Genomic DNA, 22685 nt, shown 5'->3' on the forward strand with positions numbered 1-22685 from the left:
ATGTGGCCTTTCAGTAGTGAAAAAATGCCCTCAGCACCGACTTTTAACTCGGTGAACTCATATTCAAGGGATCTGGATACGTTAAAACTAGCTTTCGAGGCGCCCCGGGCTAGCGGCAAAATAAAGCAGGACAATCCTGGAAAACTAAAAGTATCTATAGCGGCAGATGAGTATGAACGCCTTATTGACATCGAAGACAGCTGTCCAACCCTATACAAAGATATTTTCAGATCCTCTTGGAATGTAAAGGGCGCGCCATTTATTTCACCATCTATAGGCGAAGTAGGTTTTACCGTCCGAGTAATCAAAGTCAGCTCATTAGGTGTAAACGAGTCGCTCTTTAACCCTGACAATTTTATAGACGTTATAAAGCGGGAAACTGAAATAGTTGCTGCTTCCTGCACGTTAGAGGTCCCATCGGAAAATGAGTTTGACTTTACGGACTCTCGTGTACCTATGTATCTCGATGCCGTTAACTGCCAATGGGTAGAAGTCAGCGATAATCCTGCACTTTACAGTGAAGTGGTCAAGCTCAGGGACTCTGTCCATTTGTGTCAATGGCGTATGCCCATAGACGATGATAAATATTTGCTTTTGTCTGGCTCAATTTGGCGAAAAGTAAGTAATGCGGGAAACTACTATAGAAGCCACCTTCGCGTACCGATTAAGCCATTTCGTGAGGTTATTGCTCAGGTGGTCCAAAGCGTAGCATTCAATTTTAAGGGTGATGCTGCGGAAAAAATTGCGGAAATGGCTAAATCACTAGAGAAAAATGCACCAATACTTGCACCTTCGCCAGAATATGTATATTTGGCGAAGTCTGTGATTAAGCGCTCAAGCTGCTTTGGGTATGCGCCACCCGCAGGGCAGTCGGATGTAATATCTTCTCAAGAGGCTTCAGATTTTATTGATGAGTTAATCAAGAGTCGGGCTGTTGCTGGAAAGGTAAATTGCAACGGTCAGGTGCATTATGTGGGGTATCACGGCGACATTGGCCCCGTCCCTCTATCCTTCCGCAAAGAAGTCCCGCCACCGGCGTAATCCTTTACGCCTGCCCGGTTGGCAAATGTGAACCGGGCGGGTGCTCCTTGGGCCATGGGTTGCTAGTATTGGGTTTTCCTATTTTCCCATCGGGCCGTTTGCTGCCCGGCGTGCAAGGAGCGAGGCATGTTTACCAAACGTCAACTTATCAAGGGCTCAGCACTTATGGCTGCGGCCACGCTGGCCGTCCCGGGCCTTGCTAAAGAGGCCGACGCCCCGGCCTTGGCGCCCATTACTGATGATATAAAACCCATTTCTGTGGCTGAGCGCGAAGCGCGGGTGGCGCGAGCTCAGGCCTTGATGAACTGGCATAAAATCGATGCCATAGTGCTGGAGCCCGGCCCTGCCATGCTGTATTTCACGGGCATTAAGTGGTGGCGCAGCGAACGCCTTACCTGTGTGGTAATTCCCCGCGCTGGCGACATTGGCATTGTTACCCCCTTCTTCGAAGAGCCCAGCGTGCGCGAATCTATGACTTTTGGCGACGATGTGCGCACCTGGCACGAGCACGAAAACCCCTTTGAGCGCGTAGCGCAATTATTGGGCGACAGAGGCATAAAAGCCGGCAAGCTTGGGCTTGAGGCCAGCGTGCGTTGGTTTGTGGCCGATGGCTTGCGCCAGGCCGCGCCCAAACTGCAGCTGGTATCGGCAGATCCCATTACTCGCGGGTGCCGCATGTACAAAAGCGCCGCCGAGCTTGCGCTCATGAAAAAGGCCAACGAAATTACCTTACTGGCCTATGGCGCTGTGTACGGGCAATTGCAAAAGGGCATGACGCCCCAAGACGTAAACAACTTGATGCGCAATTCCCAGGCAGCGCTGGGCGGCGAAGGAATTTGGACAATGGCACTCTTTGGCGAGGCCAGCGCCTACCCACACGGCTCTGATCAACCGCAAGAAATCAGAGAGGGGCAGATAGTGCTCATGGATTGCGGTTGTGCAGTAGAGGGCTACCAGTCGGATATTTCACGCACCTTTGTATATGGCGAGCCAAATGCCGAGCAACAAAAAATCTGGCAGCTGGTGCGTGAAGGGCAGAACGTGGCGTTTGAAGCAGCCAAGCCCGGCGTGGCCGCAGGCAAGGTAGACGACGCCGTGCGCGCCTACTACCAAAAGCAAGGCTTCGGGCCCCAATATCAGCTGCCCGGTTTAAGCCATCGCACTGGCCACGGTATTGGCATGGAAGGCCACGAGCCGGTGAACTTCGTGCGCGGTGAAACCACCGCACTTGCACCCGGCATGTGTTTTTCCAACGAGCCGGGCATTTATATACCCGGTGAATTTGGCGTGCGCCTTGAAGATTGTTTGTACATGACCGACACCGGGCCTCAATGGTTTACGGTGCCGCCTAGCAGTCTGCAGCAGCCGCTGGGATCGCTGGGGTAAAACAGCTGGCCGAATGGCGGTGTACGTTGACCGAACACCAAGCCAACAGCGCGAGCGAAAGGTTAAACTGTTGGCGCAGTTTCAGGTGCCCGAGTAGAGGCCAAACGGCGGCGCCAAAACAACTTAAAGGGAATGGAAAATGGATATTCAAATAGCGCAATCGGACATGCGCAGTGCCTACCTCGACGGGCTTCTAGGTGTCATGGTGTCGGGACTGGTATGGACGGGAGCCGCCGTTGTTTCACTCTGGGCGAGCGCCCAGCTTACGGTGTGGTTATTTTTTGTTGGCGGCGCACTGATTCACCCGCTGGCGGTACTGATGGCAAAGCTCTGCGGTGCCTCGGGACGACATCGCAGTGACAACCCGTTGGCCGGGCTCGCGCTAGCGAGCACGGCGTGGCTGATTTTTTCGCTGCCGATTGTGTATGGAATTTTCCTGCTAAATCCACTGTTGTTTTTCCCCGCCATGCTGCTGGTTATCGGCGGCCGCTACCTGACTTTTGCCACCTTGTATGGCTTGAAGGCTTATTGGGGGTTGGGATTATTGCTGGCGTTTTCGGCGTATCCCTTGGTTGTAGTGGGCGCAACTTCAACACAAGCAGCGGCGCTGGGAGCCTTCTTGGAGGTTGGCTTTGCCAGTGTGCAGTTGGTGCGGCTCAGGCTGACGCCAAGATCCGTGCCTAGTGAGTGATGTTGGGCATCACGGTGGGCGGTGAGGTCCACTTTGATGGAAATGGCGCGTTTAGCTTTGAAGTGGCGCGCTTATTGTCCAATTTATCGAGCAATAAAAAACACACTCTCCCCGCCTTGCGTCGTAGTCCCATGGAGTAGTGCGCATTATTTGGTACTAAAGTACTTTTATTGGGGCCCTTTTTGCCTTTGCGGCTCACACCTGAGCCTGAATCTTCTTATAAAAACGGACACAAGTCAGTTCATTAAATAATAAGAAATTCAGGCACTTAAATCATCGTTGGCAATTTTCAGCTGAACTTTAGTCAATAAATAATCAGTAATTGCGCGCCTAATATTCGTTTTTCTTCTAGCCTTTTTGGGCTTGTCAAAATTTTCCTTCGATATTTCTGAGATGTGTGCAGTTCAGAATTTACTGTTTGTACATCGAATGAAAACTCTTCAATAAAGTGGTCGCAAAAGCGACTGAGAATAATACGAGGAACGAACGTGAAAAAACCAATTAATGCTCTAAAACCCTTGGCGTTTGCCGTCAGTATTATGGCTGGCGCGAGCAGTCATGCTGGCCAGTTTATCGCTGCCGCAGCCGACACTGCCGTGGAAAGCCAATACATTGTGGTGTTAAAAGAAAATAGCCTAGGGATTCAGGCGCAATCCATGGCGCCCGCACAAGTGCGCGCGTTAGTGGAGTCCAAAATTGGCGACCTGGCCAAGTCGCACGGCGCCACCGCCAGTCAGCACTTCAGCGCCGCCTTGAAAGGTGGGGTAATGCGCATGAGTGAAAAGGCGGCCCAGCGATTGGCCAACCACCCATTGGTTGAGATCGTTGAGCAAGACCAAGTAGTGTCCATCAATGCCACCCAAAACAATGCCACCTGGGGCCTTGATCGCATCGATCAGCGCAGCAGCTCTCTGGACACCAAATATAACTACACGGCGACAGGTGCCGGCGTTCGGGCCTACGTGATTGATACCGGCGTAAATGCCCACTCCGATTTCGGTGGTCGCGTGCAAAATGGTTGGGATTTTATTGATAACGACGGCAACAGTTCTGACTGTCAGGGTCACGGCACCCACGTAGCGGGCACCGTGGGCAGCAGCACCTGGGGCGTGGCCAAGGGTGCCACCATCGTCGGTGTGCGGGTACTGAACTGTAGCGGCAGCGGCACCAACTCCGGAGTGATTGCCGGTATCGATTGGGTTGCAGCCAATCACGTTAAACCTGCGGTAGCGAACATGAGCTTGGGCGGCGGAGCGTCTTCGGCTGTGGATTCTGCCGTGGCTAACTTGGTTAACGCTGGCGTAGTGACAGTGGTCGCCGCGGGTAACGACAATTCCAATGCCTGTAATTATTCGCCCGCTCGTGCTCCCAGCGCGATGACGGTGGGTTCAACGGCACAAGGCGATGCGCGTTCCTACTTCTCCAACTATGGCTCCTGCGTGGATATCTTTGCGCCGGGCTCAAGCATTACCTCAACGTCACAATCCGGTGGTAGCACCACTATGAGCGGAACGTCCATGGCCAGCCCACACGTGGCCGGTGTGGCCGCGCTGTATCTCGAAGGCAATCCAACGGCAACGCCCGCTCAGGTAGAGTCAGCCCTGGAAGGTTCGGCGACAACGGGCGCGATTAGCGATGTCAAAGGCTCGCCCAACCTGATGCTCTATTCTCTGCTCGATGGTACTCCACCACCGCCACCACCACCGCCCGGTGGCAATGAGCTGGAGAATGGCGTGCCGGTTACCGGTTTGAGCGCCAGCACGGGTAATGACCTAACGTACACCATGGTTGTGCCCAGCGGCTCGAGCAATATCAAGTTCCAAACCAGCGGTGGAACGGGTGACGCCGATCTTTACGTGCGCTATGGCGCGGCACCTACAGACGGTACCTGGGATTGCCGCCCATATTCCAGCGGCAACAATGAAACGTGCAATATGACCCAGGGTGCCGGTACCTACTATGTGCGCGTGAAAGCCTACAATAGCTTTAGCGGCGTTTCGCTCACAGGTAGCTACAGCACATCCACGGGCCCGAGCCCCGTTGACACGGAAATTGCGACAATCAATGTCAATCAGGGCAGCTGGTCGCGCCACTACTACGATTTGCCAGCGGGTTACAGCAGCCTCGAAGTGAGCATTTCTGGTGGCTCCGGCGATGCTGATCTGTATGTGCGTTTCGGTGCCCAATCCACCACCAGCAGTTGGGATTGCCGGCCCTACAAGTGGGGCAATACTGAAACGTGTACTTTCAGTAATCCCGCCGGCGGTCGCTGGCACATGGATGTTCGCGGTTACTCCACGTCATCCAATGTGAAGCTGCGTTTAAAAGCAAATTGAGTTAGCTAATCGTTCGTATCACAGGGGCAGCTTAGGCTGCCCCTTTTTTATGGCCGTCAATTTTTAGGTCTACTTTTTTGTGGCTTCGTTGCGACAGATGGCCGTGCGATCTTGACCTGCTGCGACAAGTGTCGCATCATGGTGATCTGTGTCGTATCACGAGCCCTGTCACCGCTCTTTTATGGTTGACGGGCGGCAACATTGTTTAACGAGGTCATTACATGGAGCACCACAAGCCGTCGCCGACGGAGCTCACCTTGCTGAAATCACTCTGGCGCCAAGAGCCGCAGAGTGCCCGGGAGTTACACGATCAAGTCCAGCAGGCCTTGGGTTGGTCTTATTCGTCAACTCGGAAAACCTTGGATCGCATGGTGGAAAAAACCCTGGTGGTTGCGGAAGAGGTGCACGGGTTGAAGGTCTATCGAGCGAAAGCGAGCAAGGTCAGCACCTTGGCTCATTTTGTGAAAGACTTTTCTCGCCGCGTGCTGGAGGTGGATGGGCCACTGCCGGTCTCGATGTTTGTAGACAGTAAACTGTTGGACCCATCAGAAATGCGCGACCTTGAGCGCTTGCTCGCGGAGCAGGGAGATGAAGATGAATAGTGGGTTAGCCATCGCGACAGACTTTACCGTTTTCAGTATTTTTTTGGTGTTATTCAGCGCCGCAGTTTACGGGCTAACCCTACTGGCGGACCGTTACTGGGTGGTAGCGGCACAGTGGCGCAGTTTTTGGTTGCTGGCAGTAGGCTGCTGCCTATTGCCCATAGTGGTTGTGCTCTTGCCCGCCAAAAATTTACCGCCATCTTTTTTGACATTGCCGGATCTCGCAACGGTAGCACTCACTGCAAATGAAGTGTTGCCTCAAGCGCAGAGGGTTGCCACTGGCACAGACTTCACTGTGTGGTTGTGTGTTGTTTGGATGGTGTTAGTGGTTGGTGTTGCTCTCTCTCGCATCACTGTTGCGGTGCTAAAAAGTTGGCAGCTGCGTCGTTGGCTTGGACAAACGCCTGCCGTCCTTAATTGCGATCAAACTGCAACCTCGCGGTATCTCAAGCGGCTACAGCGCCAAAAGCGTTTGACAATTCGCGTCACAGAACGCCGTTGCTCCCCCTTTGTGATTGGTCTTTTACGTCCAACGTTGGTGATCTCTAAAGTCTCTCTGTCTGCGTTAAATTTGCGGCAGTTTCAATTGATGGTTAGACATGAACTTACCCATCTGGGTCGTGCTGATACGGTATTTGCCTGTGTAGCCCTGTGCCTGCGCTGCCTGTTTTGGTTTAACCCGTTTTTATTGCGCCTTCTGGACCAATTTAATTGGGCTGTTGAATCGAGCTGTGACAACGCCGTTTTGCAAAAGCGCCCGCATTTGGCACAAACCTACGCGCAGGCCATGCTCAATATTTTGCGCGCAACCCAAAGCGGCGAGCCCATTGCTGCAGTGGCATTTATTAAACACACAAGGAGAACAACAACCATGCGAATGCAACGAATTTTGAATGTGGCCCACACTGCGCAATGCAATTGGATGCACCGCCTGCTAACGGCTTGTGGTGTGACGGTATTGGTAGCTGGTGCATTTCTAGTGCAGCCAGGCTCGGCCCTCGCTGGTAGTGGCGAACACTGTAGTTGGGTTAACCCGGTGCCCAGTGCACGACTCACATCGAGCTTTGGGCAAAAAAAGGACCGGTTTCACAAGGGCGTGGATTTGGCTATTGGCAAAGGCGCTCCGGTGTTGGCTGCCGCCGATGGCAAGGTGCTGGTATCGACCGATGTTTGGGGCGACAAAGTCAATTACGGAAAAATCATCATCATCGATCACGGTGATGGCTTGCGCAGCCTCTACTCACACCTGGATTCGCGGGCAGTGGCAGCGGGTGATCGCGTCTCCGGCGGTGATAAAATTGGTGCAGTGGGGGAAACGGGTAAAGTCACTGGGCCACACTTACACTTTGAAATTCTAAAAGGTGAGCAACAGGTAGATCCTGCGCAATATGTTGAATTGCCCTCTACCCGAAAACAGGCGAGTTTGCGCCTGCCGCCGGTGATGTAGAAGCCGCGTAAGCTGGAGTAAATCATGAGTAAGCTGGTGTAAATCATGAATAAGTTGCTGTAAATCATGAATAAGTTGCTGTAAATAACCTGAAAATTTCAGCACAGAAATAAAAAGCCGGCATCAGTGATGCCGGCTTTTTATTGCAAGGTGAACGTTTGCAATTTTTAGAACAGGGATGTTTCTGAAAAATCCTAACTCAGGTTTTATATGGCCGGATTCACCAAAAACTTGGTGCCGGTTTTCTTTTCTGTGTAGCGTTTTATCACCTCGGGCTTCAGCATATCCTTGAGGGTAATCTCTTCGGTAAATTGGCTGGCAAACGTGGTTTTGATATTTTTTGCCACCCGCTGCTGCAGTTCTGCGGCGCGCTCCATACCCACCTTGGCAATAAAACGTGGCAACAACCAGCCGCCCACACCCCAGCTCATGCCGTAGGCGCGGCGCAAAATGGTGGGGCTTACATCCAGTGCGCCATATAAATACACCTGCTTGTAGGTATCGGAGCCATAGGTGTTCAGGCCCTTGATGTCGCGGCTTAGGTGGGCCTCCATGGTGGCCAGAATATCGCTCGCAAGCTCGCCACCGCCTGTGGCATCAAAGGCCAGTGTGGCGCCGGTGGCGGCAATGGCGGCGTACAAATCCTTGCGGTAGCTCTCAAGACTTGAATCCACCACGTATTGCGCGCCTTGCGCTTTTAAAAGCTCGGCCTGCTCGGGCTTGCGCACCACATTCACCAAGGGCACCTTGTCTTCAATGCAAATGCGATTCAGCATTTGCCCAAGGTTAGAGGCCGCCGCCGTGTGTACCAGTGCCGTGTGGCCCTCCATGCGCATGGTTTCCACCATGCCTAATGCCGTAAGCGGGTTAACAAAAGAAGAGGCCGCCTCGCGCGGGGTAATGCCCTCCTGGTGGGGCAGGCAGCTGTGCATAGGCACGCAGCAGTATTGCGCGTAGCAAGCGCCGCCCATCACCGCCACGGTTTTGCCAAGTAGGTGCTCGGCGCCTTTACCGGCCTTTTCAACCACACCGGCGCCTTCGTTGCCCACGGGCAGCGCCTGATCCCAACGGGATTTCATGGCGCCAAGCCACGATTGCAACACCGGCGCGCGCAGTGCCATACCATCGTCGCTCAACTTGGCCTCGCGCATTTCGGCAGGGCCAAACAGCGGCCACATGTCAGACGGGTTAATAGGCGCTGCCTGCATGCGCACCAGCACCTGCCCGGCCGCCGGTTCCGGCACCGCCACCTCCCGCAAACTCACTTCCAGCGCACCGCTTTGCTTGATCTCAGAAAACAGCTGTAGGGCCTTGGTCATAATGTGTCCTTTTGGTATCTGTGTGGAATGGGTAAAGCATAGCGGTGCATGGCCAAAATGGAAAAGGGGTAGGGCGGCAGGCTAGCGTGGTGAGTGAGGAGCGGTGGGCTCGCTCTGGTCAATACGGGCAAGAAAGAGCGATGTAGTGGCTGTTCGGCTATGGTTGGCTAGCAGGCTATTGAAAAACGTTGGCGAGGCAGTTTTGTTATGACTGGTATTGGCACGGTCGTATAGTAAATTGGCGTAAGCGCCCGTTGTTTAACCAAGCTTGAAAAAGTAACATGCCTTGGCAGCTGGCTTCCGCTTAATATTATTTGGCGGGTGGCTCCACAATTTATCAATACAAAGGACTGTATTATGGCAAACCCCATCCCCTACAATCACGTTTCACCGCACACCTCGAATAATTTTCAACAGCAGCAGGCCCTTGCAATGTCGCTGCGGAGAAACGACACCACAATGGTAGCACTGACGGCTAGCGAATTTTTGGCTTACGCCGTTTCCGTCAAGGAAAGTCAGGGCTTGAGCCGTAGCCAAATAACCGAGTGGTTGGGAGCTGTATCGGGCGAATCAGTCGCGTCGGTCCACCAAGGTTGGGAGCAATATAAAGACAATGGTAAATATTTAGGGTCTTTTCTGCCAGTGCTTGCTGATGGTAAAAAATTGGCCCTGTTAGCAGCTGATCTAAAACGAGGCGGCAAGGTGTTTTCAAAGTACAAGGTCAACGTGAGTGGTGGTAAAGCCTATGTGGTTATTGCCGGTTACGCAGGCCTAAGGCAACACCTTACAGCGTCGCGCTATTTGGCCAACAACCCAAAAGTTGTCAGTTTGGGAATTGGAAAGCTGGGGCTGGCAGATACCATAAAGGGTGGAATTAAAGTTTCAGTAATATTTACAGTGGCCTTCCACGCACTAGAACAGTTAATGAATGACAAAATGACCTGGCATAGTTTTGTTGCTGGAGTAACTGTTGACATTGTTTCTGCAGCAACGGGTGGTGCAATTGCTTGGGCGGCAATTTCTTCTGTTGTCACTGGCGCTGCGATGGTAGCAATAGGGCCTATGGTCGCCGTGGTGATAGTAGGTGCGGTGTTGACTATTGGCCTTGGCTATGCGGCAGAGCAATTAGGTCTAGAAGATAAGCTGGCTCAGATGTTAATAGATGCCGAACAAAGAGCCAGGAAAAACTTTAATCAAACTAGACGTGAGTTTAGAAAGGGTCTGAGTTATGCAGATGAAGATCCCATCGGCTTTATGCACCGACTTTTTGGCGTACCCTATTTTGACAGGTTTAAATAAGCATGCCTTCTGAAACTCAAATTGATTTAAAAACTCCAATGGTTCGGCTGAAGTACTTTTTGCTGGCCTGCGCAATGATTAGTGGGGCGTGTGGCGTTTTATTTTTTATGCTGCCTGATTTTGTCAATAATTGGAATGCAATACACGAAGGTGCGTTGGCAATTTCTTTATCGCCTTGGGTGTTGCCTGCATCAATAGGGTCGCTCGTGTTGTTGTTAATCGCTTGGGCCTTGCTGCTTCGTCTGGTAGACAAAGATACTGGCTCGCACTATCAGCATGTGTTATATGCAGCGACCATTGTGGGCGTTGTCGCAATTCTAGTGCGGATACCTATGGGCTTCGTCTTAGATAGCTATCTTGGTTCAAAAAACTATTCTTACTGTCCTTGGTTCACTTCAGCGTCAAACTTTAGTCCTCCAGTTTGGGTGCGAAAGCCACAATACTGCGTTGCTAATTCCAGCCATGTGCAAAGAATGCTAATGGATTGGATAGAGTCTAGGCCTCATGGCGGCAGAGAGGTGACTGTAGACGAAGTACATCAAAAGGCTGCAGAGCTTATGGAAGCGCATGCGGCGGGTGAACACGTTTATTAGTAGGTTTTAAAGGCTGTTCTGTTAGGCACAGGATTGCAACACCGATGCGCGCAGCGCCATGCCATCGTTGCTCAACTTGGCCTCGCGCATTTCGGCAGGGCCAAACAGCGGCCACATGTCAGACGGGTTAATAGGCGCTGCCTGCATGCGCACCAGCACCTGCCCCGCGGCCGGCTCCGGCACCGCCACCTCCTGCAAACTCACTTCCAGATCCCAGGGGCGGCACTTCGCAGCGGCCGCTAAAAGGGTGGGGAATCAGGTTTCGCAGGGCGAAGTCTCTTCACAAGACCAAGGGCTTGCTTTGGGTGCCGTGTCTTGCCCACCAAAGAACGGTAACTCGTTCCGGTCGATAGCAAAGAGGCAGGCCTGTCAGGCAGTTAGTGTGTAGGTCACGGCAGTGAGTGTGTAACAACGAAGCGCTCGATATCCTCTATCTCCAATGCGCCAATATTCTTGAGGCTCTTGTGAAAGCTAGCAATTTTTTCAAACGCTTCTTGTGAGCCTTCTCTTGTGCAGAATTTCTGTACTTCATTTGGGCTGATGTTGTGACAAAGCATGATGCAAAGCGCCTGAACGAGAGACTGCTTGTCTTGCCAATGGAAGTAGGCCGCAAGGCGATCTTTAACTACATCGATGGCCTGCAAGATCGGTATTGCGCCTTGCGCTGTTTGAAATTCGGTATGGTTGGTAATGAATTCGTCGCCAACTGAAAGTGGCGCCGAGGGAAACTCGACAACAATATCGGTTTCGTCACTTACAAATACCCGGCCCTTTTTCTGAAATCCCAATGCGTTCATGGCACTTTGTAAAGCGCGGGGTGATTGGTAAGAAATATCTACCATATCAATATCTTTGGTCAGGTAGCGGTTGTAGGTATAGCAGGCAACTGCTAAGCCGCCTACTAACACCACGTCGATATTCCTAGCTTTTAAATGCTGCGCAATATAACCCGCGAGCTGTAGCATTGAAAATTGGGAGATATCTGTCATAGCTTCGATTTGGCTTGTTCTGTGGTTTTACTGCGCGATACCTTTAATGATTTTTCGTCGGCATAAACCACTGGCTTCTCTGCTTTCCTGGGCCTGTTGCGCGTCATTGCGAGTTTGGTGATTAAATCTTGCGGGTAGGCTGCAATTGCTTTTTTTATGAGGGCGGTGAGCGGTGCTAAAAAGGGGTAGCGGGGGTTCAGTTCGTACTCCTGTAACTTCCCTATAGCACGGCTTACCACAACACCATCCTCCTCCATCCGGATAAGTTGTTTTTGTACCGCGTTTTGGGAGCTACCGTAAAATTCGGCAATTGCCTTGCCATAACCTTTTTCGCGCAACAGCAGGTAAATCAAGATCTTTTCCTGACTTTCGGCCCGCAAAATACCTTTTAGCACAAACATCAATCAATACCTTTTTATACCAACTAGTGTTTTATATTAACCAATATATGGTTTTTGTAAACCAATTGTTGGCTTATTGGGGTTGTAGTGCGACCAGAGGCTGGCTTTTCGATTGTCTGTTTGATTGAGGGCTGGCGGACACTGGCGGGGTGGGGAATCAGGTCCCAGCAGGGTGACGTCTCTTTACAAGACCAAGGGCGGCTTTCTTTGGGTTACGTTTAAAGAAAGGTAACTCGCCCCGGTCGATCCCGGGGAAAGATAGGAAGTTGTGGTGGCTGTCCCGCTAAGGGAAGTTGTGGTGGCTGTCCCGCTAAGGGATAGGCGACTAGTACTCTGGTACAAATGTATTAAATGGGTTAAATTTCCGTTGCCATGGAATTTGGGCACGGAAGTGCAAGCGGTATATAAAGGACAATGCATGATCCACAAAGCTGAAACAACACCAGATGCTTCTCCGGCTCCAATTCTAGTTGCAACCGCCCTTAGCTTAAACCTGTACGCCTTCTGTACCCAGCTGATGGCAATGTTTGTCTATTGCTCCCTCATAGTCGGATTGTTGGCTGAAAGGTGATGCTCCAACAGGTGATTCCGCAATTTGTGCAGGAGGGAGGTGATCCCCGTGGGGGTGTGCGGTGGGTGGTGGCTGATAGGGCTAATTATTGGGATTGATTAGTGGGTTGATCGTTATTTGACCGGTGTGGCGAGTTAAGCAGAAAGCACCGATCGCCCCAGTCAAGTGATAAGATTGCCCAGCAAAATCATGGGCTTAGACAAGCATCAAGCCTAAGCCCAATCGGTATCAGAGACAAATTACGCATGACATTAATAAACCTAAAAGACCTAGAAGCCCATCTATGGCACGCCGCTCATATCATCACCGGCCCCATAGACGCCTCTGATTATAAAACCTACATCTTCCCGATCCTGTTTTTTAAACGGATATGCGATGTGTATGACGAGGAATTTGAGCAGGCCTTGGCGCAAGTGGGTGATGAAGAGCTTGCCAAGGGCGACATGTTTTACCGGATTCAGATTCCTGAAAACTGCCACTGGAGTCATGTGTTCAACCGCACAAAAGATGCCGGCCAAGCGTTGAAAGATGCATTCAGAGGCATCGAATTAGCGAACCCAAAGCTACACGGCATTTTTGGTGATGCCAGTTGGACCAATAAAGATCGCCTGTCAGATGAACTGTTGAGCACACTGCTCAACCATTTCAACAAGGTTAATCTAGGCGTCGCCAGCGTGCGTGACGACGACATGGGGCGCGCCTACGAATACCTGATTAAGCGCTTTGCAGATAAGGCCAACAAAAAGGCCGGGGAATTCTATACCCCGCGCACCATCGTTCGCCTGATGGTGAACATTCTTGACCCCAAAGCGGGTGAAAGCGTTTACGACCCAGCATGCGGTACCGGCGGCATGCTACTGGAAACCATCCACCACGTTAAAGAAAACGGCGGTGATCCGCGCTTGCTAAAAATCAAAGGCCAGGAGAAGAACCTAACCACCGAGGCCATTGCCCGCATGAACCTGTTTCTCCATGGGCAGGAAGACTTTGACATTGTGCGTGGCGATACACTGCGTGACCCTAAGTTTCTGCTCAGTGATCGCCTTGAAACCTTTGATTGTGTGATCGCCAACCCGCCGTTCAGCCTTAAAGAATGGGGCTATGATCTCTGGTCTGCAGATCCTTATGGCCGTAAACAGTATGGTTTGGCACCCAAAACCAACGGTGATTTTGCCTGGGTGCAACACATGTTCGCCTCGCTTAACGATAGCGGCCGAATGGCTGTGGTCTTGCCTCACGGTGTGTTGTTCCGTGGCGGTGCTGAAGGCGCAATCCGTACCAAGCTTCTGCAGGAAAACCGCATCGAAGCCATTATCGGTGTGGCATCAAACCTCTTTTATGGCACCAGCATTCCAGCCAGCATTCTCGTGCTGCGAAAGTCACGCCCGAAGCCCCATAAAGATCATGTGTTGATTATTAATGCTGAAGAAATCTTCACGAAAGGCCGCGCACAAAACACCCTGACCAATGATCAAGCTGATGAGATCTATGGCATCTACAAAAGCCAGGTTAAACAGGGCCCCAGTTCAGAAAATAGAAAAGGCGCAGCCGAAATCGAAGGTGTAGCTCGCTGGGTGCCAATCGGTGAAATCAAAGAAAACGACTTTAACCTGAACATTGCGCGCTATGTGCAAAAACCACTGGAAGAAGAAACCATCTCGGTAGAAGACGCATTAAAGGATTTTCAGCAAAAGCTCACCGCATTGGAACAAGCCGAAAACGAATTGGAAGCCCTGCTAATCAAAGAGGGTTTTGAAATATGAAAAAAGCAGACTTAGAAAACCTCCTCTGGGGGGCCGCCGAGTTTTTGCGCGGCCAAATCGACGCCTCAGACTACAAGCAGTACATATTCCCACTGCTATTTTATAAGCGCCTGTCGGATGTGTATTTGGAAGAGTACACCGAAGCATTGGAGATCCATGAAGGCGATGCCGAATACGCCGCCATGCCCATGTTCCACCGTTTTGATATCCCCCAGGAAGCCCGCTGGGAAAAGGTGCGCCATACCAGCAAAAACATTGGCGAGGCCATTCAAAACGCACTGCGTTTAATTGAAGCCAACAACCCGCGCTTACATGGAGTGTTTGGTGATGCCCAGTGGACCAACAAAGAGCGCCTGCCCGATCACATGCTATCTGATCTGATTGAGCACTTCAGTAAAATTCCGCTGGGGATTAAATCGGTCGCTCAGGATGATCTAGGTGAGGCTTACGAATACCTAATCAAAAAATTCGCCGACGACTCCGGTCACACCGCTGCTGAGTTCTATACCAACCGTACAGTCGTGCACCTAATGACGCGCATCATGGGCTTAAAGCCCGGTGAGACCGCTTATGACCCAACCTGCGGCACAGGCGGAATGCTGCTAAATGCGGTGATGGATTTGCGCACCCATGGAGAAGAATGGCGCTCAGTGCATCTCTATGGCCAAGAGGTAAACCTGCTCACATCAGCGATCGCCCGAATGAATATGTTCCTACACGACATTGAAGAGTTCGATGTGCTGCGCGGCGATACTCTGGCGGAACCCAAGTTTATTGAAAACGACCAGCTCAAGCAGTTTGATGTGATATTCGCCAACCCGCCTTACTCCATCAAAAAGTGGAGCCGCGATAAGTTCGCCGCCGACCCTTACGGCCGCAACCTCTACGGGGTGCCACCGCAAGGCTGCGCCGATTATGCGTTTTACACCCACATCATCAAGAGCCTAAAGCCTGACACTGGCCGCGCCGCCATGCTTTGGCCACATGGTGTGTTGTTCCGCGATTCCGAGCAAAGCATCCGTAAACAAGTCATTGAGTCAGACATTATCGAAGCGGTGATTGGCCTTGGGCCAAACCTGTTTTACAACTCGCCGATGGAATCCTGCGTGGTGGTGCTCAATTGCAATAAACCCGCTGAGCGTAAAAACAAGGTGTTGTTTATCAATGGTGTGGAACACGTTACCCGCGAGCGCGCCCACAGCCGCTTATCCGATTATGATTTAGTTGTGCTTTGTGAGGCGTATTTTGAGCCTGAGAAGCAGAACGTCATTACCGCTTTGGTGGATATCGAAACCATCAAAGAGAATCTCTACAACCTGTCGATCCCCCTCTATGTGCAAGCGCAAAACAATGGCGAAGTGCACGATATTGAGCATGCCATCGAGGCATGGAAGGTTAGCCGGGTTCAATTGAAAAAGCAGACCAATAAATTATTTCAGAGCCTCGCGCAGTTAGGTTACGAGGTAGAACGCAATGACTGATAAACAAACCGTTAAATTTGGTGATATTTGCCGCGAAGTAAAGCTCACCACCAAAGACCCAATTGCCGATGGTTATGAACGTTACATTGGCTTAGAGCACTTGGATTCTGGCTCTCTCAAAATCAAGCGTTGGGGAATCATTGCCGAAGATAACCCAAGCTTTACCCGAGTATTTAAGAAGGGGCATATCCTGTTTGGTAAGCGCCGTCCTTACCTGAAGAAGGCAGCAATTGCTGAGTTTGATGGGGTCTGTTCCGGTGACATAATCGTTCTTGACAACAAAAGCGGCATAAGAAAAGGTTTATTACCATATTTAATTCAATCAGAATCTTTCTGGGAATGGTCAATTAAAACCTCTTCAGGCTCACTCTCACCGAGGACTAAATTTAAGTCGTTGGCAGAGTATAAATTTGAGCTTTCAGACAAAACTATGCAAGAGCAACAGGAGAAGGCTCTGGAAAAAACTCTTGAAATAGAAAACATTTCCTCGGCATGCGAAGCTTCCTTATCGATGCTGACTGACATGCTGGTTCTACATAAAACTCATTCAAATCATGCTATTCGCAGCTTAAAACAAGCTCGAGAAATTAATATTCCAGATGGATGGTCGCAATATAAACTAGAAGATCTGGCCATTAAAGAAAGAAATAGTTTCGTCATAGGTCCGTTTGGTAGCGATTTGGTCGTAAGCGATTTTAAAAACGCTGGGCATCCAGTCATCTTTGTAAGAGATATCCAACCAAATCGATTAGATTGGATTAGCAACATTTTTGTCGATGATGAAAAGTTTGAAAAATTAGCTGCGCACAAAGCACAGGCCGGAGATGTGATTTTTACCAAAATGGGGTTGCCCCCAGGGATCTCAGCAGTTTATCCGGACCTATTAGGCACTGGCATTATTACGGCTGACATTATTAGGTTGAGACCTAATTTGGATGTTGTTGAGCCTGAGTACCTGTCTTATGTAGCCAATTCTCGATTTTTCAGGCAGCAGGTACGGATGATTACTGCTGGGCAAACAAGGCCAAAGCTTACTTTGGCTGATTTTAAAAAGCTGATTGTCTATCTTCCGAGTTTAGACGAACAGAAGAGGCTTTTGGAATTGATGCGAAAAATTGAAAGCATAAGATTTGATAGAAAAATACAGAAGTCACTGCTAAATCACTTCTTGGGATAAATAATGTTTAACGAACAAACCGTCACAGAAAATGGAATTATCGACCGATTAAAAGGTTTAAGCGGAGTAAAGTGGACATACTGCCACGGTGAGAACCTGCCCAAACAAGCACAGGATATCTTCGTTGATGAGTGGCTAAAAGACGCCTTGTGTTCGTTAAACCCCGATATCGCCAAACAGCCGGATTACGCCGATGAGGTGATTTATAAGCTGCGTGGTGTAGTGCTGGAAGCACGTCATACTGGCCTGGTAAAAGCCAATGAGAACTTCCATGAATGGTTAATGGCCGAAAAAACCTTACCCTTTGGTGAGAATGGCGACCACATCACCATCAACCTGATTGATTTCGACAAACTCGAAAACAACCACTTGGTGGCGTCACAACAGGTGCACTATATCGCAGCTACCGAAGTCTATTTTGATATTGTGCTTTATGTGAACGGTATTCCACTTGTGGTTGGCGAAGTGAAAACCGCTACCCGCCCGAGTGTGACCTGGCAAGACGGCGCCGCCGATTTCATGGGTGGTAAAAAGCACTACTGGAAGAACGTTGAACCCTACTTTGTGCCCAACCTGCTGTGTTTTGCCAGTGAAGGCAAAACCTTTGCTTATGGCGCCATCAACGCCCGGGTAAAAGACTGGGGCCCTTGGCACAATACCGACCTGCGCGATGACATTTTGCCCGGCTTGGCATCGGTGCTGGATAGCTGTGAGGGCTTGTTAAACCCGCAAACCTTATTGCAGTTACTGGAATCTTTCGCGCTGTTTTCAACGGTTAAAACCGGTAAGAACACGCCACCTAAACGCATTAAAATTCTACCGCGTTACCCCCAGTTTGAAGCAGCCAAGCAAATAGTAGAGCGTGTGCGCAAAGGCTACCCGAAAAAAGGCCTGATCTGGCACTTCCAGGGCTCGGGTAAATCCTTATTGATGCTCTACGCCGCCAAGATGCTGCGCAGTGATAATGCCCTGAAAAACCCCACCGTATTGATCGTGGTAGATCGCCGCGACCTGGATAGCCAAATCAACGAGACCTTTGGCGGTGCGGACGTTAAGAACCTCATCAAAGTACAAAGCTGCAAAAAACTCGGCGAACATATCGAGCAAGACAGTCGTGGCATTTTGATTACCACCATCTTTAAGTTTAAAGATATCGAGATCGACGATAGTAACCCCAACGGACTTAACAACCGCGACAACATTATTGTGTTAGTGGACGAAGCCCACCGCACGCAGGAAGGTGGCTTGGGCGAAAAAATGCGCTGGGCACTTCCCAATGCGCACTTCTATGGTTTAACCGGTACACCGATTTCCGGTATCAACCGCAATACCTTCAAGCTATTCGGTGCTGAGGAAGACCCCGGCCGCTACATGAATCGCTACAGCTACAAGCAGTCAATCCGCGATGGCGCTACCAACCCAGTGAAGTTTGAACCACGCTTGGCGGAGCTGCGAGTAGACCGTGATGCCATCAACCAGGAGTTTGAGCAGCTTGCCCAGGAAAACAACCTGGACGAAGAGGAAAAGGCAGCACTATCAAAACGCGCGGGCAAATTAGCGGTGATGCTCAAAGCGCCCAAGCGAATGGCCGCCGTCAGCGCCGATATTGCCGAACACTTTACCAGCCACGTCAAGCCGAAAAAAATGAAGGGCATGGTGGTGGTGTACGACCGCGATGCCTGCGTGCAGATGTACTACTTACTGGGTGAAAAGCTCGGCTTTGATGCCGTTGAAGTGGTGATGAACGTCGACCAGGCACCCGTGAAGGCACTGGAAGGCGACAAGAAAGACAAGGTCAATAAAGACTGGCGCAAATGGCATGACGAGTTGGAGCTGCCGATTCAGCAAGCGGATTTTGAGCGTTGGCAGCACATAGATGCTGAAGATCAGGTGCAGAAAGACTTAATCGAGTGCTTCAAAGACCCCAAGCACCCGTTACAACTCATTATCGTAACCGCCAAGTTGCTCACCGGGTTTGACGCGCCAATCTGCTACTGCATGTACTTGGATAAGCCGCTGCGTGACCACACGCTGTTGCAGGCCATGTGCCGCACCAACCGATTGTACGAAACGGACGAAGTGCGCAAAGACATGGGCCTCATCATTGATTACCTTGGCGTGTTTGAAAACCTGCGCACCGCGCTGGCCTACAACCCGGAAGAGATTGATGGTGTGGTGGAAGGCATTGAAGCCTTTAAAGAGTTATTGCCAGCCCAACTGAAAAAATGCTTGGACTTCTTCCCCTATGTGGACCGCACGCTAGAAGGCTTCGAAGGGATAATGGCAGCGCAAGAGTGCCTGCCAACCAATGAAAAGCGTGATGAGTTTGCCGCGAGCTTCGGCGTGCTATCCAAATTATGGTCAGCTATAAATCCCGATCCATTCTTAAGTCCGTTCAGAAATGATTACAAATGGCTAGCGCAGATTTATGAGTCAGTACGTCCGGTAGGTCAGACCGGTGCTTTGGTGTGGGCCGCGCTCGGCCCTGAAACTATTAAAATGATCCACGAGCATACCGACATCAATCGCATCCGCGACGATATCGACGAGCTGATCATGGATGAGCACGCCATTTTCACCCTGACCGACAAAGAGCAAGAGCAGCGCGCGAAGCGGCTCGAAATTGACTTGATGGGCCGCCTGCGTGGTCACACCGAACCGAAGTTTGTTGAGCTGGGTGAGCGCCTAGAAAAATTACGTCAAGACTACGAAGCCGGTGTCATCAAAGCCATCGACTGGTTAAAAGGTCTGTTAGATGCAGCTAAAGACACGGTGCAAGCCGAGCGCGAAACCGGCGACCACGTCGTTACCGAAGAGGACAACAAGCAGGCCTTGACCAAGCTCTTCTTGGAAACCCGCCCAGAAACCACGCCAAAGCTAATCGGCGATGTTGTAGAGCAGATCGACAAAATCGTTAAAGCCACCCGATTTGAAGGCTGGCAAAACTCCAGCAGCGGCCCGCGCGAAATTCAGAAGGCACTGTTGGTGACACTGGCTCAGTTTGGGTTGGGTAAGGACAAAGAGCTTTTTAATAAAGCTTATTCTTACATCGAAGAGCATTATTGATTATGAAGTTTGTTGTTGTTCAGAGAAATCATTTTTTCCCAGATAGTGGTTTGGATACTGCTTATCTAAAAATAGACCATTGGAATGACTATTCCTTTGTGACTATGTTTAATTTTGCACTGCATGATTCTAATGGAGAGTTTCATGAAATTGGAGGTGTGAGGATAGGGTTCGCAGGGCAAACGGAAAAGACTAGTACATATGAAACTTTGGATGCTGAGTTCTATCACTTAAGTGAACGCTATTTTTCTCTAGGAAGTAAAAATTTTTATAAAAACATTTCTAAACTTAATTCCGATGCTAGATCTTCGGTTTTGTTGGCGTTACGGGATGTAGTGTATAACCAGAGTCTTCTTGAGAGGTATATAGGCGAAGAGGTGTTTAAGACTTCTCTGCTTCGCGATTGCAGCGTTTCGACGGTGAAAGGTCAATACTCTCGTCTGATGAATGGTGGCGTAGAGCTTACGGATTATCATTTTGAATTTTGGCGGCCACAAACCGCATTGCAGAGTGAGCTAAGGCTTATTTTTGAGGTCGATAGATCTCGGTCGCCGAATACCAATATTCACGCGATTATTGGCAGAAATGGCGCAGGTAAGACTACATTATTGAATGACATGATTTATGCTGTATGCAATAAGGATCAAACCCACTCAAGATTCCAGGAGGTTTCTATATGGGGGAGCGACGAGATCGAAGAGGATTATTTTAGTAGTCTGGTTTCTGTCTCGTTCAGTGCTTTTGATTCATTTGATCCTCCAAGTGATCAACCTGATCGCTCTAAGGGAACTTGTTATTTTTATCTAGGTCTAAAAACTCCAGAAAAAGATGGAGTACATAAATCCTTAGCGGATCTAAGGCTTGAGTGCATTGAGGCTCTCGCAAAGTGTTTCTATAGTCAGGAGAAAACGCTGCGATGGTTGGCTGCCTTGGATACTTTGAATTCAGACGATAATTTTGCATCTTTAGAGTTGCATCGACTGTCTGAGCTATATTTCTCGGCGGGGTTTGATGCCGGAAGTACAGGAAAAGAGGGTGATGAGGAATTTGAAAAATTTAAGGCCTTAGCAGAACCATATTTAGAAAAATTGAGTTCCGGTCATGCGATTGTATTTTTAACAGTAACCAAGCTAGTTGCAACAGTAGAGGAAAAAGCTCTGGTTTTAATGGATGAGCCAGAAAGTCATTTACATCCGCCTCTTCTCGCCGCTTTTATTCGTACGTTGTCCGATCTGTTGATCGATAGAAATGGTGTGGCTTTGATCGCAACTCATTCGCCGGTGGTTTTGCAGGAGGTTCCAAAATCATGTGTTTGGAAGTTGCTACGATCCGGTGATGAATTGTTGGTGGAAAGGCCGGCTATCGAAACTTTCGGTGAGAATGTCGGAATATTGACCAGAGAGGTCTTTCGATTAGAGGTTGTAAAGTCTGGGTTTCATAATTATTTGATGAGTTCTGTGCAGAATGGCAAGAGTTATGAGTCAATCATCCACGAATTGAATGGTTGTCTCGGGTTAGAAGGTAGGGCTGTTCTCAAAGCTTTGGTTCACGATAGAGACAAGAAAAGCATTATCAATGATTAAAGTTGAGCCTCCCAAAGTTTCGATGGAAACTTCGTATAATGCATGCTGCGACAGCATGACATGCAAAGCTGATAAGAAAAAGTACGAGGCTGTATTAAAGGAGTTAATATTTCAAGAGGCGAATTATGTTGATTTTGCAGCGAAGGGTGAATTATATCTATTGAAGGAAGTTTCGGCTGGAGTCTTCGAGGATCCCGTAGTTATTGGAGAGTTAACTAAGAGCCAACTCATTGAGCTCTATGATACCCGTATGGTAAAACGGTTTCCAGGTAGAAATGTTTACGATCGAATTAGGGTTTCTTCAGGTGATCGTTGTCCATATTGCTGTGATATCGGCAGCGTTAAAAATCTTGATCATTACTTGCCGAAAAAAATTATCCTAATTTCTCTGTTCTTCCATTTAATCTTATTCCATCATGTCGTGATTGTAATATGGGCAGTAAAGGATCAAAAGCTGCCAAAAATGCGGAAGGACAAATAATACATCCTTACTTAGATGCTCCACACTTTTTTACCGACAGATGGTTATTTGCAAGATTTTATTTTGAGGATGGTGTGGGTGTGTTTGAGTATTTTGTTCAGCCTCCAAAAAATTGGAGCGACGAAGATAAAAAAAGAGTTGATCATCACTTTAATGTTTTCGAATTGGCCGGTAGATTTTCGAAGTCGGCGGGAGATAGAGCTGTAACAATTCTTCAGCAAGTATCCAGTCTGTTGGATTATGGGATTGACGAGGTTCAGGTCAAGGAAGTGTTAATTGGTTCAGCACTCAGGGCATTTTCTGTTGTAAATCATTGGGAAGTGGCGATGTTGCACTCATTATTGGACGCGGATTTACGGCGGTAAGAGAAAAAGGCCGATGACAAATGGTTTTCATTCGGATCCGCCCCTTTTTTAGACGGAGGCAACATCTCGGTAAGTTCTATACACTTCGGCACAT

General features: G+C 49.7%; 19 protein-coding genes. 15 read left to right on the forward strand and 4 right to left on the reverse strand.

Annotated features, from left to right (window positions below):
* The 6 genes from FHS30_RS04355 (at position 1) to FHS30_RS04380 (ending at position 7503) form a co-directional block, all read left to right on the forward strand.
* Entirely contained in the window at positions 1-1041 is a 1041-nt protein-coding gene (locus FHS30_RS04355; RefSeq protein ID WP_183908666.1) for a hypothetical protein, read from the forward strand.
* Between the two features lie 126 nt (positions 1042-1167).
* A complete protein-coding gene (locus FHS30_RS04360) occupies positions 1168-2427 on the forward strand; it encodes a M24 family metallopeptidase (RefSeq protein WP_183908668.1) in 1260 nt (419 codons plus the stop codon).
* Positions 2428-2566: 139 nt separating this feature from the next.
* Complete coding sequence (locus FHS30_RS04365) at positions 2567-3118, forward strand: DUF7010 family protein (protein WP_183908670.1); 552 nt, start codon at positions 2567-2569, stop codon at positions 3116-3118.
* Between the two features lie 488 nt (positions 3119-3606).
* Positions 3607-5454 carry a S8 family serine peptidase gene (locus tag FHS30_RS04370; RefSeq protein ID WP_343048913.1) on the forward strand — a complete coding sequence of 616 codons (1848 nt, stop codon included), beginning with the start codon at positions 3607-3609 and terminating at the stop codon, positions 5452-5454.
* A gap of 221 nt (positions 5455-5675) precedes the next feature.
* The gene (locus FHS30_RS04375) at positions 5676-6056 is read left to right on the forward strand and encodes a BlaI/MecI/CopY family transcriptional regulator (protein WP_183908672.1); all 381 of its coding nucleotides are present in this window, start codon (positions 5676-5678) and stop codon (positions 6054-6056) included.
* Positions 6049-7503 carry a M23/M56 family metallopeptidase gene (locus FHS30_RS04380; RefSeq protein WP_183908674.1) on the forward strand — a complete coding sequence of 485 codons (1455 nt, stop codon included), beginning with the start codon at positions 6049-6051 and terminating at the stop codon, positions 7501-7503. Before FHS30_RS04375 ends, FHS30_RS04380 begins: the two co-directional genes overlap by 8 nt.
* 206 nt (positions 7504-7709) lie before the next feature.
* On the opposite strand, the gene FHS30_RS04385 is transcribed toward FHS30_RS04380, so the two are convergent.
* Complete coding sequence (locus FHS30_RS04385) at positions 7710-8822, reverse strand: zinc-binding dehydrogenase (protein WP_183908676.1); 1113 nt, start codon at positions 8820-8822, stop codon at positions 7710-7712.
* Between the two features lie 357 nt (positions 8823-9179).
* Between FHS30_RS04385 and FHS30_RS04390 the strand changes: the two genes are divergently transcribed.
* Positions 9180-10121 (forward strand): hypothetical protein, encoded by a 942-nt coding sequence (locus tag FHS30_RS04390; RefSeq protein ID WP_183908679.1) that lies wholly within the window; start codon positions 9180-9182, stop codon positions 10119-10121.
* Positions 10122-10123: 2 nt separating this feature from the next.
* Entirely contained in the window at positions 10124-10714 is a 591-nt protein-coding gene (locus tag FHS30_RS04395; RefSeq protein ID WP_183908681.1) for a hypothetical protein, read from the forward strand.
* Positions 10715-10735: 21 nt separating this feature from the next.
* Here the strand turns inward: FHS30_RS04395 and FHS30_RS04400 are convergent, their stop codons facing one another.
* The 3 genes from FHS30_RS04400 to FHS30_RS04410 form a co-directional block, all read right to left on the reverse strand.
* Entirely contained in the window at positions 10736-10918 is a 183-nt protein-coding gene (locus FHS30_RS04400; protein ID WP_183908683.1) for a hypothetical protein, read from the reverse strand.
* Between the two features lie 185 nt (positions 10919-11103).
* The gene (locus FHS30_RS04405; RefSeq protein ID WP_183908685.1) at positions 11104-11703 is read right to left on the reverse strand and encodes a hypothetical protein; all 600 of its coding nucleotides are present in this window, start codon (positions 11701-11703) and stop codon (positions 11104-11106) included.
* Positions 11700-12104: a winged helix-turn-helix domain-containing protein gene (locus tag FHS30_RS04410; protein WP_183908687.1), complete on the reverse strand. Its 405-nt coding sequence runs from the start codon at positions 12102-12104 to the stop codon at positions 11700-11702. The genes FHS30_RS04405 and FHS30_RS04410 overlap by 4 nt, the downstream gene beginning before the upstream one ends.
* Before the next feature lie 816 nt (positions 12105-12920).
* Here FHS30_RS04410 and FHS30_RS04415 point away from each other — a divergent pair.
* Genes FHS30_RS04415 through FHS30_RS04445 form a run of 7 tightly spaced genes read left to right on the forward strand, consistent with a single transcriptional unit; the run spans position 12921 to position 22591 of the window.
* Entirely contained in the window at positions 12921-14438 is a 1518-nt protein-coding gene (locus FHS30_RS04415) for a type I restriction-modification system subunit M (RefSeq protein ID WP_183908689.1), read from the forward strand.
* Positions 14435-15919 carry a type I restriction-modification system subunit M gene (locus tag FHS30_RS04420; RefSeq protein ID WP_183908691.1) on the forward strand — a complete coding sequence of 495 codons (1485 nt, stop codon included), beginning with the start codon at positions 14435-14437 and terminating at the stop codon, positions 15917-15919. The genes FHS30_RS04415 and FHS30_RS04420 overlap by 4 nt, the downstream gene beginning before the upstream one ends.
* Positions 15912-17096, forward strand: a complete 1185-nt coding sequence (locus tag FHS30_RS04425) for a restriction endonuclease subunit S (protein ID WP_183908693.1) — start codon at positions 15912-15914, stop codon at positions 17094-17096. Before FHS30_RS04420 ends, FHS30_RS04425 begins: the two co-directional genes overlap by 8 nt.
* A gap of 3 nt (positions 17097-17099) precedes the next feature.
* Positions 17100-20162, forward strand: coding sequence for a type I restriction endonuclease subunit R (locus tag FHS30_RS04430; protein WP_183908695.1), 3063 nt, complete (start codon positions 17100-17102; stop codon positions 20160-20162).
* Between the two features lie 2 nt (positions 20163-20164).
* The gene (locus tag FHS30_RS04435; protein ID WP_183908697.1) at positions 20165-21745 is read left to right on the forward strand and encodes an AAA family ATPase; all 1581 of its coding nucleotides are present in this window, start codon (positions 20165-20167) and stop codon (positions 21743-21745) included.
* Entirely contained in the window at positions 21738-22226 is a 489-nt protein-coding gene (locus tag FHS30_RS04440; RefSeq protein WP_183908705.1) for a hypothetical protein, read from the forward strand. The genes FHS30_RS04435 and FHS30_RS04440 overlap by 8 nt, the downstream gene beginning before the upstream one ends.
* The gene (locus FHS30_RS04445) at positions 22178-22591 is read left to right on the forward strand and encodes a hypothetical protein (protein WP_183908707.1); all 414 of its coding nucleotides are present in this window, start codon (positions 22178-22180) and stop codon (positions 22589-22591) included. The genes FHS30_RS04440 and FHS30_RS04445 overlap by 49 nt, the downstream gene beginning before the upstream one ends.
* Positions 22592-22685: the final 94 nt, after the last annotated feature.

Origin of the sequence: Simiduia aestuariiviva, assembly GCF_014192475.1 — a bacterium.
Classification (GTDB): domain Bacteria; phylum Pseudomonadota; class Gammaproteobacteria; order Pseudomonadales; family Cellvibrionaceae; genus Simiduia; species Simiduia aestuariiviva.

What these genes read in the sequence shown, in the direction of transcription:
- FHS30_RS04355 (WP_183908666.1), top strand. Translation starts at nt 1, where the DNA reads ATGTGGCCTTTCAGTAGTGAAAAAATGCCCTCAGCACCGACTTTTAAC.
- FHS30_RS04360 (WP_183908668.1), top strand. Translation starts at nt 1,168, where the DNA reads ATGTTTACCAAACGTCAACTTATCAAGGGCTCAGCACTTATGGCTGCG.
- FHS30_RS04365 (WP_183908670.1), top strand. Translation starts at nt 2,567, where the DNA reads ATGGATATTCAAATAGCGCAATCGGACATGCGCAGTGCCTACCTCGAC.
- FHS30_RS04375 (WP_183908672.1), top strand. Translation starts at nt 5,676, where the DNA reads ATGGAGCACCACAAGCCGTCGCCGACGGAGCTCACCTTGCTGAAATCA.
- FHS30_RS04380 (WP_183908674.1), top strand. Translation starts at nt 6,049, where the DNA reads ATGAATAGTGGGTTAGCCATCGCGACAGACTTTACCGTTTTCAGTATT.
- FHS30_RS04385 (WP_183908676.1), bottom strand. Translation starts at nt 8,822, where the DNA reads ATGACCAAGGCCCTACAGCTGTTTTCTGAGATCAAGCAAAGCGGTGCG.
- FHS30_RS04390 (WP_183908679.1), top strand. Translation starts at nt 9,180, where the DNA reads ATGGCAAACCCCATCCCCTACAATCACGTTTCACCGCACACCTCGAAT.
- FHS30_RS04395 (WP_183908681.1), top strand. Translation starts at nt 10,124, where the DNA reads ATGCCTTCTGAAACTCAAATTGATTTAAAAACTCCAATGGTTCGGCTG.
- FHS30_RS04405 (WP_183908685.1), bottom strand. Translation starts at nt 11,703, where the DNA reads ATGACAGATATCTCCCAATTTTCAATGCTACAGCTCGCGGGTTATATT.
- FHS30_RS04410 (WP_183908687.1), bottom strand. Translation starts at nt 12,104, where the DNA reads ATGTTTGTGCTAAAAGGTATTTTGCGGGCCGAAAGTCAGGAAAAGATC.
- FHS30_RS04415 (WP_183908689.1), top strand. Translation starts at nt 12,921, where the DNA reads ATGACATTAATAAACCTAAAAGACCTAGAAGCCCATCTATGGCACGCC.
- FHS30_RS04420 (WP_183908691.1), top strand. Translation starts at nt 14,435, where the DNA reads ATGAAAAAAGCAGACTTAGAAAACCTCCTCTGGGGGGCCGCCGAGTTT.
- FHS30_RS04425 (WP_183908693.1), top strand. Translation starts at nt 15,912, where the DNA reads ATGACTGATAAACAAACCGTTAAATTTGGTGATATTTGCCGCGAAGTA.
- FHS30_RS04430 (WP_183908695.1), top strand. Translation starts at nt 17,100, where the DNA reads ATGTTTAACGAACAAACCGTCACAGAAAATGGAATTATCGACCGATTA.
- FHS30_RS04435 (WP_183908697.1), top strand. Translation starts at nt 20,165, where the DNA reads ATGAAGTTTGTTGTTGTTCAGAGAAATCATTTTTTCCCAGATAGTGGT.
- FHS30_RS04440 (WP_183908705.1), top strand. Translation starts at nt 21,738, where the DNA reads ATGATTAAAGTTGAGCCTCCCAAAGTTTCGATGGAAACTTCGTATAAT.
- FHS30_RS04445 (WP_183908707.1), top strand. Translation starts at nt 22,178, where the DNA reads ATGGGCAGTAAAGGATCAAAAGCTGCCAAAAATGCGGAAGGACAAATA.